At 68.1% G+C, this 13225-nt stretch carries 13 protein-coding genes; 10 read left to right on the top strand and 3 right to left on the bottom strand.

What is annotated here, in order from left to right:
• Positions 1-33: 33 nt before the first annotated feature.
• The 7 genes from MAY35_RS21115 to MAY35_RS21145 are packed head-to-tail and all read left to right on the top strand — an operon-like array spanning position 34 to position 5709.
• Positions 34-1800: a thiamine pyrophosphate-binding protein gene (locus MAY35_RS21115; protein WP_238423243.1), complete on the top strand. Its 1767-nt coding sequence runs from the start codon at positions 34-36 to the stop codon at positions 1798-1800.
• The gene (locus tag MAY35_RS21120; RefSeq protein ID WP_238423244.1) at positions 1800-2258 is read left to right on the top strand and encodes a hydrolase; all 459 of its coding nucleotides are present in this window, start codon (positions 1800-1802) and stop codon (positions 2256-2258) included. The genes MAY35_RS21115 and MAY35_RS21120 overlap by 1 nt, the downstream gene beginning before the upstream one ends.
• The gene (locus MAY35_RS21125) at positions 2255-2488 is read left to right on the top strand and encodes a recombinase-like helix-turn-helix domain-containing protein (RefSeq protein ID WP_004018951.1); all 234 of its coding nucleotides are present in this window, start codon (positions 2255-2257) and stop codon (positions 2486-2488) included. The genes MAY35_RS21120 and MAY35_RS21125 overlap by 4 nt, the downstream gene beginning before the upstream one ends.
• Position 2489: 1 nt before the next feature.
• A complete protein-coding gene (locus tag MAY35_RS21130; protein ID WP_238423245.1) occupies positions 2490-3596 on the top strand; it encodes a Rieske 2Fe-2S domain-containing protein in 1107 nt (368 codons plus the stop codon).
• Positions 3593-3928 carry a hypothetical protein gene (locus MAY35_RS21135; RefSeq protein ID WP_238423246.1) on the top strand — a complete coding sequence of 112 codons (336 nt, stop codon included), beginning with the start codon at positions 3593-3595 and terminating at the stop codon, positions 3926-3928. Before MAY35_RS21130 ends, MAY35_RS21135 begins: the two co-directional genes overlap by 4 nt.
• Positions 3925-4329 carry a RidA family protein gene (locus MAY35_RS21140; protein WP_238423247.1) on the top strand — a complete coding sequence of 135 codons (405 nt, stop codon included), beginning with the start codon at positions 3925-3927 and terminating at the stop codon, positions 4327-4329. Before MAY35_RS21135 ends, MAY35_RS21140 begins: the two co-directional genes overlap by 4 nt.
• Before the next feature lie 51 nt (positions 4330-4380).
• Positions 4381-5709, top strand: a complete 1329-nt coding sequence (locus MAY35_RS21145; RefSeq protein WP_238423248.1) for an MFS transporter — start codon at positions 4381-4383, stop codon at positions 5707-5709.
• Positions 5710-5797: 88 nt separating this feature from the next.
• Here MAY35_RS21145 and MAY35_RS21150 read toward each other — a convergent pair whose 3' ends face one another.
• On the bottom strand, positions 5798-5941 hold the full coding sequence (locus MAY35_RS21150) for a hypothetical protein (protein WP_238423249.1): 144 nt from the start codon (positions 5939-5941) through the stop codon (positions 5798-5800).
• A 545-nt stretch (positions 5942-6486) separates the two neighbouring features.
• On the opposite strand from MAY35_RS21150, the gene MAY35_RS21155 reads away from it, so the two are divergent.
• Both MAY35_RS21155 and MAY35_RS21160 read left to right on the top strand, forming a co-directional pair.
• Positions 6487-7161 (top strand): slipin family protein, encoded by a 675-nt coding sequence (locus MAY35_RS21155; RefSeq protein ID WP_238423250.1) that lies wholly within the window; start codon positions 6487-6489, stop codon positions 7159-7161.
• A gap of 59 nt (positions 7162-7220) precedes the next feature.
• A complete protein-coding gene (locus MAY35_RS21160; RefSeq protein ID WP_308192483.1) occupies positions 7221-8210 on the top strand; it encodes a hypothetical protein in 990 nt (329 codons plus the stop codon).
• A gap of 135 nt (positions 8211-8345) precedes the next feature.
• Here MAY35_RS21160 and MAY35_RS21165 read toward each other — a convergent pair whose 3' ends face one another.
• Together MAY35_RS21165 and MAY35_RS21170 are read right to left on the bottom strand one after the other, a co-directional pair.
• The gene (locus MAY35_RS21165; RefSeq protein ID WP_238423251.1) at positions 8346-10520 is read right to left on the bottom strand and encodes a 3-hydroxyacyl-CoA dehydrogenase NAD-binding domain-containing protein; all 2175 of its coding nucleotides are present in this window, start codon (positions 10518-10520) and stop codon (positions 8346-8348) included.
• Between the two features lie 77 nt (positions 10521-10597).
• Positions 10598-11809, bottom strand: coding sequence for an acetyl-CoA C-acetyltransferase (locus tag MAY35_RS21170; RefSeq protein ID WP_238423252.1), 1212 nt, complete (start codon positions 11807-11809; stop codon positions 10598-10600).
• Positions 11810-11938: 129 nt separating this feature from the next.
• On the opposite strand from MAY35_RS21170, the gene MAY35_RS21175 reads away from it, so the two are divergent.
• Positions 11939-13111 (top strand): TetR/AcrR family transcriptional regulator, encoded by a 1173-nt coding sequence (locus MAY35_RS21175; protein WP_238423253.1) that lies wholly within the window; start codon positions 11939-11941, stop codon positions 13109-13111.
• The last annotated feature ends 114 nt before the right edge of the window (positions 13112-13225 follow it).

Raw genomic sequence — 13225 nt, forward strand, 5'->3', positions numbered from 1 at the left:
ACCAACCCAGCCCAGCAACAGGAGAAACAGCCGATGACCGAACACACCGGAAGCCGCCGACCGACCGGCGGTGACGTCCTCGTCGATGTGCTCCGCCGGCACGGCGTCACCACCGTCTTCGGGGTGATCAGCATCCACAACCTTCCGCTCGTCGAGGCCGTCGACCGCGACCTGACGTTCGTGGAGATGCGGCACGAGGCGGCCGCGGTCAACGCCGCGGACGGATTCGCCCGCGCGTCTGGCGGTCTCGGCGTCGCGCTGACCAGTACCGGTACCGGAGCAGGTAACGCTGCCGGTTCGATGGTGGAGGCCCTGACCGCGGGCAGTCGCGTCCTGCACATCACCGGCCAGATCGAGAGCGAGTTCCTCGCCCCCGGGCGTCCGGCCGCGAGTCGCGGTGTCATCCATGAGTTCCCGGGCCAGCCGCAGATGCTCGAGGCGATCTCGGCATACTCCACGACCATCACCGAGGCGAAGGACGTCGAGGCCGAACTCGAGTCCGCGATCGCGCATGTCCTCGCCGCACCCACCGGACCGGCCAGCGTCGAATGGCCCACGGATCTGCAGTATCTCGCCTCCCCCGACGCCCAGCGACCGGCGCCGTCGGTCTCGGTGTCGACGCCCGTGGCCGACGCGGACGCCGTCGCCCGTGCCGCTGATCTGCTGCGACACGCGCGACGACCACTGTTGTGGTTGGGCGGCGGCGCGGCCGGCGCGGATGAGCAGATCGCCGAGCTCGCTCAACTCCTCGGCGCGGGCATCGTCACCAGCAACTCCGGGCGCGGAATCGTCGCCGAGGACGTCCCCCTCGTCATCGGCAACTTCGCGACCACCCCCGCGGTGCGGGCACTGCTCGACGACGCCGACGTGCTCCTCGCCGTCGGTACCCACTTCCGATCGAACGAGACCGCGTCCTACTCGCTCTCACTGCCGGAGAACATCATCCAGATCGACGTCGAACCGACGACGATCGGCCGCGTCTACCCGGCCACGGTCGGGCTCGTCGGAGACGCCGCACCGACGATCACTGCTCTGCTGGCCCAGCTGGACGCGGTCGCGACCGCCGACGAGTGGCCGCGCCGCGTGACCGCCGTGCGCGAGGAGGTCCGCGACGATCTCACGACCTACATCGGTGGCTATGCCGAGGTCTGCACGGCGATCCGCGATGCGCTACCGCGTCGCTCGGTGATCGCCCGCGACGTGACGATCCCGTCGAGCCAGTGGGGCAACCGCCTGCTGCCGATCTACGAGCGCGGCACCAACATCTTTCCCCTCGGCGGCGGGATCGGACAGGGACTCGCGATGGGGATCGGTGCGGCGCACGCCCGGCCCGACGCCCCGACCCTCGTCGTCGCCGGCGACGGTGGATTGTCGGTGCACCTCGGCGAGCTCGCCTCCCTGGCCGGCTCGGGTGCGCACGTCATCGTGCTGGTGTTCAACGACGGCGGGTACGGGGTGCTGCGGAACATGCAGCAGAAGAACGGTTTCCGGCGCTCCGGCGTCGACCTGCACACGCCGCGCTTCGATCTGCTCGCGGCAGCGATGGACATCCCCTACCGACTCGTGCGCGGCCCGGGCGTCATCGCCGACGCTCTCGAGGCCGCGGTCAACCGCGGCGGCCCGTCGTTCATCGAGGTGGATGTCGAGGCCGTCGACCCCGCCCCCGGGCCGTTCGTCCCGCCGGTGCACGTCCCGTCTGGGCTCCATTCCTCTGGGCTCGATTCCTCTGGGCTCGATTCCTCTGGGCTCGATTCCTCTGGGCTCGATTCCTCTGGGCTCGATTCCTCTGGGGCCCACTGATGACCGCCCCGGCCCTCTGGTGGGACGACGACATCGCGACGCGGGTCCGGTCCGGGGACCAGGCCCATGTCTTCGCCTCCGGCACCGACGTCGCCGACGCGATCGCCCTGGCCGTCGAGAACCCCGACCTCGTGCTGAGCCTGATCCTGGCCGAGCCCGCGCCGCTTACCGCAGAGACTACGAATCTGCTCCCGTCCGTTCGGGTTCCGACCCTGGTTCTCGCGTCGGCGCCAAACGCCGACACCGATCTCGATGCGGCGCAGACGCTCGCCGGCGACATCGACAACGGCGTCTTCGTCGTCCTCGACGGCGCGCCCGTCCCCGCGCATACCGAGTGCCGGGAGTCCTTCGAGGAGTGGACCGTCTCGTTCGTCGCGATCGCCGAGGGCCTCGCCGCCCGCGACGGCCGCCTCCTCGCCCAGCCCACACCACTCATCGACGAAGGAGTACTCCGATGATGACTCGCCCAGCCCGCGAGCCCTACCTCGAGACACACCAGACCCATCCGGAGCCGCTGACACCGTATGAGCTCAAGCTCGCCGGTTCCGTCACCGAGATCTTCACCGCCGGGGCAACGACTCTCGACGAGGTCACCGACGGCCTGAACGCCCTCGGCCTCCACGGACCCGACGGTGGTCCGTGGACCGCCGAGACCTTCCGCGCCGAGATGCGCAGATTGGGGAAATGACATGACCACCACACAGCCCACCCCCGGCACCCGGTCCGCAACCCGCGAACGTCCCGCGCGACGCACACCGACCTACGCCGTCGGCACCCGTCGTCACCTCGACGCCGACGAGATCGCGGCGACGGGCCTCCGGGACCGCTGGTACCCGATCCTCCCGTCGCGCATGCTCGAACCCGGGGCCATGGTCCCGGTCCGCCGACTCGAGGTCGACTGGGTGCTGTTCCGCGACGCACAGGGACGGGTCCGCATGCTCGAGGACCGGTGCCCGCACCGCAGCGCTCCGCTGTCGGTCGGCCAACACCTCGGCGACCGCATCGCCTGCGCGTACCACGGTGTCCAGGTCGACGGCGAGGGCACCGTGGTGTCGGTGCCGGGGATGCCGGGATGCGCGCTCGAGGGCCGCCGCGCGACGGTGTCGCTCGAGGTGGTCGAGGCGGCCGACACGATCTTCGCGTTCCTGCCGCTGACCGCGGACTCGGTGCCGACCCCGTTCGTGCTCCCCGACCGGCTGTCCGATCCCGAGGTGTCCTGGTTCGGCAACTTCGCCGAGTGGGCGGGCCCGTGGCGGTTCTACATGGACAACGTCCTCGACCCCATGCACGGCGCCTTCCTGCACCGCAACTCCCATTCGATGTTCGGTGGCGACACCTCCGCACGGTTCCGCATCCGGGAGACCGACCGCGGCTTCTTCTTCGAGAAGACCGACCAGCGCGGCGTCAACTTCGACTGGGTCGAGTTCGTGCGCGGATCGATGGACTACGTCGACCTCGAGATCCCGTACGGCCCCGGGGCCGGCCCCGGCGGTGTGTTCGGGATCGTGGGAATGAGCACGCCCATCGACCGATCGACGTCGGCGATCTTCCATTGGCGCACCCGGCGGGTGAGCGGATGGGAACGCGAGACCTGGCGGTTCCTCTACCGCACGACGCTGGAGGCCAAGCACTGGGAGGTCCTCGAACAGGACCGGCTGGTCCTCGAGGCGCTCGCCGGTGACGCCGACCGTGAGGAGCACCTCTACCAGCACGATCTCGGTGTCTCCCGGATTCGACGGATCTACCGTGCCGATGCCGTCGCCCAGGCCGACAAACTCGCCGCAGCAAACGCATGAGCACCGCCGAGACGATGCTGCTGACCGTGGTGCTGCGCCACGACCAGAGCCAGAACCTCGAACAGATGCAGGGCCGGCTCGACGAGAACGACTGGTGGCACGGGTTTCCGCCCGAGGGATGCGAGGTCGTCTCCTGGGTCGTCGCCATGGGGATCGGCCAGATCGTCACCCTCCGGCTCCCGGCCGACCGGCTGCCCGCGGTGAACGTCGAACTGGAACGTCGGGCATGGGGGACGTTCGCCACCGACTTCTATCCGACGTACGACTTCCTCCCCGTCCGCGAACGACTGACGCGTGAGTCCGATGCGCGACGTTCGGCGGTGACTCCATGACCCGGGTCGGACACCCCGACGTCGCGGAACCGCCCCGTCGGGACATGTTCAGCAACGCCCGCGTCGTCGGCGACCAGTTCTTCCTCTCGGGGATGCACGCCGGCGGGCCGGACGGTCCGGTGGGTGGCGACGACACCCACGCGCAGGCGGTCGAGACCTTCCGCCGCGTGCGCGCACTGACGGAGGCGTGCGGCGCTTCCGTCGACGACATCGTCGTGTTGCGCATCTACGTCACCGACATCGCCGACAAGGCAGCTGTCGGACGCGCCCGGAGCGCGGTTTTCTCCGGGGACTTCCCGTGTTCGACCCTCGTCGAGGTGTCGGCACTGGTCGAGCCGGGCCTCAGTGTCGAGGTCGAGGCACAGGGATTTCTTCCCGAGGCCGCGCCCGCGGCCGACTAGAATCACTCGAACCGGCGTCAGCCACGCCGACTACACCCCGAGGACGCCATCGTGAGCGGACCAACTCTCAACTCCAGCCCGAACAACTCAGCACCGGCCGTCGACAGACCCAACTGGCCGGTCCTGATCCTCGCCTTCATCGCCGTCGTGCTCGACGGCTACGACACCATCGCCCTCGGCCTCTCGGTGCCGGCGCTCAAGGAGGACTGGGGTGTCCCCGCATCCCACTTCACCCCCGCCCTGTCGCTGACCAGCCTCGGTGTCGCCCTGGGTTACATCGCGGTCGGCCGGCTCACCGCACGGTTCGGCTGCCGGCACGTGATCCTCGCCGCGGTTGTCGTGTTCACCATCGGCAGTCTGCTGACGGCATGGGCAGGCAACATCGTCGAGCTGAGCGTGCTGCGCCTGATCACCGGCTTCGGTCTCGGCGCGGTCATGCCGGCGGCCGTGGCTCAGGCGACTGCACTCAACCCCGCCCGGCACCGGCAGTCGATCGCGGTGTTCGTCACGATGGGCATCTCGATGGGTGCGCTGATCGCCGGACTGCTGGGTACTCGGTTGGTGTCGGCATACGGCTGGCCGTCGGTGTTCGTCGCGGGCGCCATCGCCTCTGCGGCCCTGTTCCCCTTCCTCTGGGTGTGGCTGCCGGACGAGCGCAAGCTGACCGGTGTGACCCCGGGTTCGCAGGCCCGCCACCACGCGGCCGTGGCCCGGTTGTTCGACCCCGAGGTGCGTGGCCGGACCATGCTGCTCTGGGGCTTCGCCTTCATGGTGTTCTCGGTCTTCTACATCTTCTCGTCCTGGCTGCCCACCCTCCTGACGAGTTACGGCTTCAGCACGGGTCTGGCACCACTCGGGTCGGCGGCACTGGGCGTCGGCAGCATCGTCGGTGCCGGAGTGCTGATCCTCGGCGCGACCCGATACCGGATGAGCTCGATCCTCGCCGGCACCACGGTGGCGGCCATCGTGTTCCTGATCCTGTCCGCGTTCCTCGGCGCCGACAGGGCGTTGCTGCTCCTGGTGTTCGGCGGCGTCGGGCTCGGACTTCAGGCCGGCATGATCGGGCAGGCCGCCGTGGCGGTGTCGATCTACCCGCAGGCCACCGCCGCGACGGGAGTCGGTTGGGCCTCGTCGATGGGTCGCCTCGGCTCGGTGGTCGGCCCGATCGTCGGCGGCGCCCTGATCGGACTCGGTCTGTCGACGAGCGCCATCGTGCTCATCGCCTGTGCTCCGGTCGCGGTCGCGCTGGCACTCGTCCTGCTGCTCCGCCGCACGGAATCGAAGGGGCCTGGCGATGCCGTCGGACCCGCGTCGACGGGTGGCCGGAACACGGTCGGCGGACCCGCGATGAACAACCAGGTGATCAGCGGGCAAGCCTGACCGCGTAAACCCAGTCGGGGGAAACCCAGACGAGGCACGGCGTATCGGAGAAACTTCCGATACGCCGTGTCTCGTCTCGGCCCGGGAGTCAGCACCCCCGCGACCACAGTAGGTATCCGACCGCGAGCGCGAACACGCCGGGACCGAGACACACCAGGTGATCGCGGGTCACCGCCTCGTCGAGGTCGGCTTCGGAGAGTCCGGCACGGAGCGCGTTCTCACGCAGGATCACACCGGAACGATCAGTGGGTATCGGGATCACGGCACTTGGACGCGCCCGGCGCCCGAACGGTTCCATCCCCCGCTCCCCAATCCGAAAGAACCACATGACTATTGCTCCCTGAGGTGCGAGGAGCGCAAGCGACGAGCCACGAAGGGCTCGGTGAGACGAGTTGCGACGACCCTTCGTGGCTCGCTTCGCTCGCACCTCAGGGAGCAGGGATCAACGCTCGTTAATTCCGTTGCGCCCGAGAGCACGACGCTGGCATAGTTCCCGTTCGGCACGAGGACCAGCAGACCGGAGCGGGGTACCGCGAAGTGTTTCTGCGCGTCGGAATCCTCGTCCGCCTTCAGATGGCAAGGGATACCTCCCGAGCAGGTTCGAGTCCTGACACGGCACCGCTCCCGGGAGCCCGGGCCCGGTCGGTTCTGCGGTCGTCGTCCGGGTCGTGCGCGACCCCGCGTCGCACCCCATCGGCCGGCCCGCCCGCGAGCGGTGTCGCCATCCGAATCCCCACACCCGACAAGCATTGCGACGCAACGGAAAGGAGGATCGCCATGCTGTTCCACAACCGAATCACCGTCCCTCCGGGGCACACCGTGCTGGCCTACCGGGGTACCGAGGTCCAGACGCTCCCCACCGGTCGTCACCGCGTGCGCAAGCCCGACGCCACGCTCAGCGTCGACCTACGAGAGCGCCTGATCCAGGTCGCACCGCAGGAGATCCTCACCGCCGACTCGATGGCCGTCCGTATCTCGATGACGTTGCGCGCCCGCGTGATCGACGCCGGGGCGTTCGTCGAACGAGCCTCCGACCCGATCGGCGCGGTCTACCTGGCCGCCCAGATCGCGCTGCGTGAGGTCTGCGCCGGCGTCGCGTCGGACGACCTCGTGCGTCGCGGTGACTCCGTCGACGTCGAACCGATCCGCGCCGCAGCGGCCCGGGCCGCGGGCACCGTGGGCATGGAGGTCCTCGAGGTGGTCGTCCGTGACGTCATCGTCCCGGCCGAGGTACGCAGTGCGGCCCTCGAGGTGATCACCGCCAAGACCCGCGGTCTGGCGAAGCTCGAATCGGCTCGCGCCGAGACGGCCGCCCTGCGCGCGCTGGCCAACGCGGGCCGGTTACTCGATGCCCACCCGGCACTGGCGCAGCTGCGCCTCGTCGAGTCCGTGCCGTACGGCGCCCGCGTCGTCCTGACCGTCGGTGGTGCCGAGGCGCCGTCGGACGACTGAGTTCCCGCTCACCGATTCCGTTCCCGCTCACCCAAAACGTGTGAGCGGGAACGGACATCGTGAGCGATCGATGGAGATGGAACCAGGGAGCGCTCAGCTGCGTCGAAGTACCCATGCTGACGTTCCCCGCCGACCGGTTCGGACTCCTCCACCGCGACGCGGCGCTCCGGGCCGGATTCTCCGACGAACACCTCACAGGCGCCGTCAGGCGCGGCGAGTTGATCCGTGTCGCCCCGGGCGTCTGGATCGCCGCTGCACATCAGCCCGCAGGTGCGGACTCCACCGAGAAACGGCATCGACTCCGCGCGCTGGCCATCGCCACCTCGCACCACGAGGACGGACACCCTCTCAGCCACACCTCCGCAGCCGCAGTGCTCGGCCTTCCCATGCTCGACCCCGACCTGTCGCTCGTCCACGTGACCACCGGGCGAACATCTGGCGGATCGATTCGAGCGCAACGGCATCTCCACGCCTCACCGCTCGACCCCACGGAGATCATCGAGATCGACGGAGTACGCACCACCTCCATCGAGCGCACCGCGGTCGATGTCGCCCTCATGGGCACCTTCGCCCAGGCGCTCGTCGTCTTCGACGCCGCTCTGCGGCTCGGGGCAGACTTCGACACCATGGCCGACTCGCTCTCCTGTCGTCGACGCCGAAGTGCGCGCAATGCCAAGCGCGCCCTGCCGTTTGCCGACGGAGCATCCGAGAGTGTCGGCGAGTCGTGGAGTCGCGCCCAGATGATCGACGCAGGGCTGCCCCGTCCCACTCTGCAGCGTGAGTTCGTGCTCGGCGAGGCGCGCTACCGCAGCGACTTCGACTGGGAAGCATTGCTGGTCGGCGAGTTCGACGGTCTGCACAAGTACGGCGTGCTGGCGAGGCCCGGGGAGACGGCGGCCGACGCCGTCGTCCGCGAGAAACTCCGCGAAGACCGGCTCCGCGCCGCAGGGGTGGTCGTCGTCCGCTGGACATGGTCGACCCTACGCAAGGGTGAGCTCGACGCGCTCCTGAGGCCCTGGCTCCAGAAACTCGGCCTTCTCGCCGCGTGACGACAGGCTCACGCTTTCCGTTCCCGCTCACCCAATTCCGGTGAGCGGAAACGTAAATGGTGAGCGGAAGCACCGGAACCCCGGCTGGACGAATCCAGCCGGGGCTCCTGTGTGAGAGGGAATCAGATCAGCGGATCAGTACTTCTCGCCCTTCGCAGCCTTCTCGACCAGCGAGGCCGGCGGCTCGAAGTGCTTGCCGTACTTCGACGCGAGGTCGCGTGCGCGGTCGACGAAGCCCTGCAGGCCACCCTCGTATCCGTTGATGTACTGGATGACACCACCGGTCCACGCGGGGAAGCCGATACCGAAGATCGAACCGATGTTGGCGTCCGGCACGGAGGTGAGGACACCTTCGTCGAAGCACTTGACGGTCTCGAGGGCCTCGGCGAAGAGCATCCGCTCCTTCATGTCCTCGAGCGGGATCTCCGTGGTGCCCGACTTGAAGTGCTCACGCAGTCCCGGCCAGAGCTGGGTGCGCTTGCCGTTCTCGTCGTAGTCGTAGAAGCCCTTGCCGTCCTTGCGGGCGGTGCGGCCGTTCTCGACCATCCAGTCGACGACGGCGTTCGAGCCGTGCTGCGGGAAGTCCTTGCCCTCGGCCTTGGCCGCTGCCTCGGTCTCCTTGCGGATCTTCTGCGGCAGGGTCAGGGTCAGCTCGTCCATGAGCTGCAGCGGCGCGGCCGGGTAGCCGGCCTGGGTGCCCGCGTGCTCGATGAATGCCGGCTCGACGCCCTCGCCGACGGCCGCGATGGCCTCGTTGACGAAGGTGCCGATGACGCGGCTGGTGAAGAAGCCACGGCTGTCGTTGACGACGATCGGGGTCTTGCGGATCGCCAGCGTGTAGTCGATGACCTTGGCCAGCACGGCATCCGAGGTCTTCTCACCCTTGATGATCTCCACCAGCGGCATCTTGTCGACCGGCGAGAAGAAGTGGATTCCGATGAAGTCCTCGGAACGCTTCACACCTTCGGCGAGGATGGTGATCGGCAGGGTCGAGGTGTTGGAACCCAGGACGGCGTCGGGCTCGACGATGTCCTCGATCTCCTGGAACACCTTGTGCTTGACCTCGACCGACTCGAAGGCGGCCTCGATGACGAGGTCGACACCCTTGAAGTCGGCGGCGTCGACCGTCGGGTGGATGCGGGCGAGCAGCGCGTCGCTCTTCTCCTGGGTGGTCTTGCCCTTGGCGAGAGCCTTCTCCTCGAGCTTCTCCGAGTAGCCCTTGCCGCGCTTGGCAGCGTCGAGGTCGATGTCCTTGAGGACGACCTCGATGCCGGCCTTTGCCGACACGTAAGCGATTGCCGCGCCCATCATTCCGGCGCCGATGACGCCGACCTTCTTGGCGGTGAACTTGTCGTAGCCCTCGGGGCGCGAGCCGCCGCCGTTGATGTGCTGCAGGTCGAAGAAGAACGCCTTGATCATGTTCTGCGCGACCTGGCCGGTGACCAGCGAGACGAAGTAGCGGGTCTCGATGATGTCCGCGGTGTCGACGTCGACGTAGGCACCCTCGACCGCGGCGGCCAGGATGGCGCGCGGCGCAGGCATGTTGGCGCCCTTGATCTGCTTGCGCAGCAGAGCCGGCAGAGCCGGGAGGTTGGCGGCGAACGCCGGGTTGGTGGGAGCACCGCCCGGGATCTTGTAGCCCTTGACGTCGAACGGCTGCTGGGCCTCGGGGTTCTCCTTGATCCAGGCCTTCGCGGCCGGGATCAGTTCCTCGATGGAGCCGACGACCTCGTTGACCAGGCCGGTCTCCTTGGCCTTGGTCGGGTTGAAGCGCTGGCCCTGGAGCAGGACACCCATGAGGGCGTTCTGGATACCGAGCAGACGGACGGTACGCACGACGCCACCGCCGCCGGGCAGCAGGCCGAGGGTGGCCTCGGGCAGACCGATCTGGACACCCTTGACGTCCGCGGCGATGCGGTAGTGGGTGTGCAGCGCGATCTCCAGGCCCCCACCGAGAGCGGCGCCGTTGATCGCGGCGACGACCGGCTTGCCCAGGGTCTCGAGACGACGCAGCACCTTCTTCATGGCGTTGGTGGTCTCGGTGATCTGCGTGGCGATCTCCTCCTTGGAGACGTCCTTGCGATCGCTGGTCATGTCCTTCAGGTCGCCGCCGGCGAAGAAGGTCTTCTTCGCGGAGGTGAGGACGACACCGGTGATGTCGTCCTTCTCGGCCTCCAGGCGGTCGACGGTCGCGGCCATCGACTCCTGGTAGAGCGCGTTCATCGTGTTGGCGCCCTGGTTGGGGTCGTCCATGGTCAGGATGACGACGCCGTCGGCGTCCTTCTCCCAGTTGATCATGTTGTCACTCATGGTGATTCGCAGAGTTCTTTCTCGTGAAGTGGTGGTCGCCGCCCCCCTGAGGAGCGAGCGAAGCGAGCCTCGAAGGGTCAGAGACGCTCGATGATGGTCGCGACGCCCATGCCGCCACCGATGCAGAGGGTGATCAGGCCGTAGCGGCCGCCGGTGCGCTCGAGCTCGTCGAGGCAGGTGCCGTAGATCATCGCGCCGGTTGCACCGAGCGGGTGACCCATGGCGATCGCGCCACCGTTCACGTTGACCTTCTCGTGCGGGATCTTCAGATCCTTCATCCACTTCATGACGACCGAGGCGAATGCCTCGTTCAGCTCGAACACGTCGATGTCGTCGACGGTCAGGCCGGCCTTCTTCAGCGCCAGCTCGGTGGCCGGGGTGGGCCCGGTGAGCATGATGGTGGGCTCGGAGCCGATCTCGGCGAAGGAGACGACGCGGGCACGCGGGGTGAGGCCGTTGCGCTTGCCTGCCTCTTCGCTGCCGATGAGCACGAGGCCCGATCCGTCGACGATGCCGGAGCTGTTGCCACCGGTGTGGACGTGGTTGATCTTCTCGACACTCGGGTACTTCTGCAGGGCGACATCGTCGAAGCCCGCCATGTCGGCGAGGGCGGCGAAGGCGGCCTTCAGCTTGCCGAGGCTCTCGACGGTCGACCCCGGACGACGGTGCTCGTCGTGATCGAGGATCGTGACGCCGTTGATGTCCTTGACGGGCGCTACGGACTTGGTGAAGTAGCCGCTGTTCCAAGCCTTTTCGGCGCGAGCCTGCGACTCGGCGGCGTAGGCGTCGACGTCCTCGCGCGAGAAGCCCTCGATGGTGGCGATCAGGTCGGCGCCGATGCCCTGCGGGACGATGTAGTGATCGTATGCGGTGGCCGGGTCGGTGAAGAGTGCACCGCCGTCGCTGCCCATGGGGACGCGCGACATCGACTCGACGCCACCGGCGAGAACCAGGTCATCGAAGCCGGAGGCGACCTTGGCCGCGGCGAGGTTGGTGGCTTCCAGGCCCGAGGCGCAGAAGCGGTTGATCTGGGTGCCGGGGACGGTCTCGGGGAGACCGCTGTTGAGGGCGGCGGTGCGCGAGATGACCGCACCCTGCTCGCCGACCGGGGAGACGACACCGAGGATGACGTCGTTGACGTCGGCGGGATCGAGGCCGCCGTGACGGGCCAGTACCTCGTTGATCAGGCCGGAGACCAGATCGACGGGCTTGACGCTGTGCAGCGCACCGCCGCGCTGCTTGCCACGAGGCGTGCGGATCGCCTCGTAGATGAATGCTTGATCAGGCACGAAAGTGTTCCTTTCACACGAACCACTGGTTGGTTACCCACCGAGGCTAACGCGGAATAACTTATTTGGCTATACCCGGTGGTCAAGAGGTCTGGTGTTCTGTCGAATGTGCGCTATGGTCTGTTCACCATGCCTGACCGGAAACCCACCTCTCGCACCAGGGGCGCCGACCGCAAACGACAACTCGTCGACTCCGCGGCCGCGCTCTTCCTGCAGCGTGGGTATGCACAGGTCTCGCTCGCCGACATCGCGCGCTCGGCCGGGGTGACCGCGCCGTCGGTGTACCGGCACTTCGACGACAAGCAGTCCCTGCTCGCGGCCGCCGTTCTGGCCGGTGTCGACGACCTCGAGTCCTGCACCGACCGGGCGCTGGCCGACGGCGCCGACGCCAACTCGCTGATCTCGACGGTCTGCGACCTGGCCGTGCAGCGCCCCCAGGCCGCGTCGTTGTGGCGGTGGACCAGCAACTACCTCACCACCGAGCAGAACAAACTGGTCGCGGTTCGTACTCGCGAGGTCATCGGCCACTGGGCGTCGGCGCTCGCGGCCCGTCGGACGGATCTCTCCGAGCGCGAAGCCGTGCAGTTGGCGTGGGCGGTACTGAGCGTCAGCGGCAGCCTCACCGTGCATCACACCCGAATGTCCGGCGCGCGTGCGCGCGACGAGATCGAGAAGCTCATCCGACGGATTCTCACGCTGAGCCCCGCTGCGGCACCGCCGTTCGCGACCTCGCCGACGGTCACCTCCGTGCCGGGTTCGCGTCGCGACGAGATCCTCGACGCAGCCGCCGAACTCTTCGCCGACCGCGGTTACACCGACGTCGGTGTGGACGAGATCGGTGGAGCCGTCGGCATCGCGGGTCCCAGTGTCTACAAACACTTCCCGTCGAAGCTCGCCATCCTCGTCGCGATCGGCCAGCGCAGCGGCGCCCGCCTGGAGGCGGGGGTGATGGCCGTCTACGGCGCGACGTCTGATCCGGCGAAACTTCTTGCCGGTATGGTCGATTCCTACGTCGAGACCATCACCAGCACCCCGGATCTGTCGGTGAGCTTCAACAACTCCCCCGCGCTCGCCGGCCAAGCCAGCGCCACCGACCTCGTCGACGTCCAGCGGCGCTACGTGGCGCGCTGGGTGGATCTGCTCATGCAGGTCGACCCGGAGATCAAGCGCGATCAGGGCGCGGTCGCCGTGCACGCGGCACTCTCGATCGTCAACGACGCCGTGCGCATGCGACGCGGCTCGGAGAGCCCGCAGTTCGCCGCGCGGATGGCCTACCTCATGAAGGGCGTGCTCGCGCTCTGATCAGCCGTGGTGTGGGAATGTCGGGTCGACCAAGGCCGACATAGGCAACACTTGGGTCATGCATGCGAGCCGCCCGACTCCCGAGTCCCCCGACGCCGACTCCGACCCCAACCC

Source organism: Gordonia sp. 'Campus', assembly GCF_022206305.1.
Lineage (GTDB): Bacteria > Actinomycetota > Actinomycetes > Mycobacteriales > Mycobacteriaceae > Gordonia.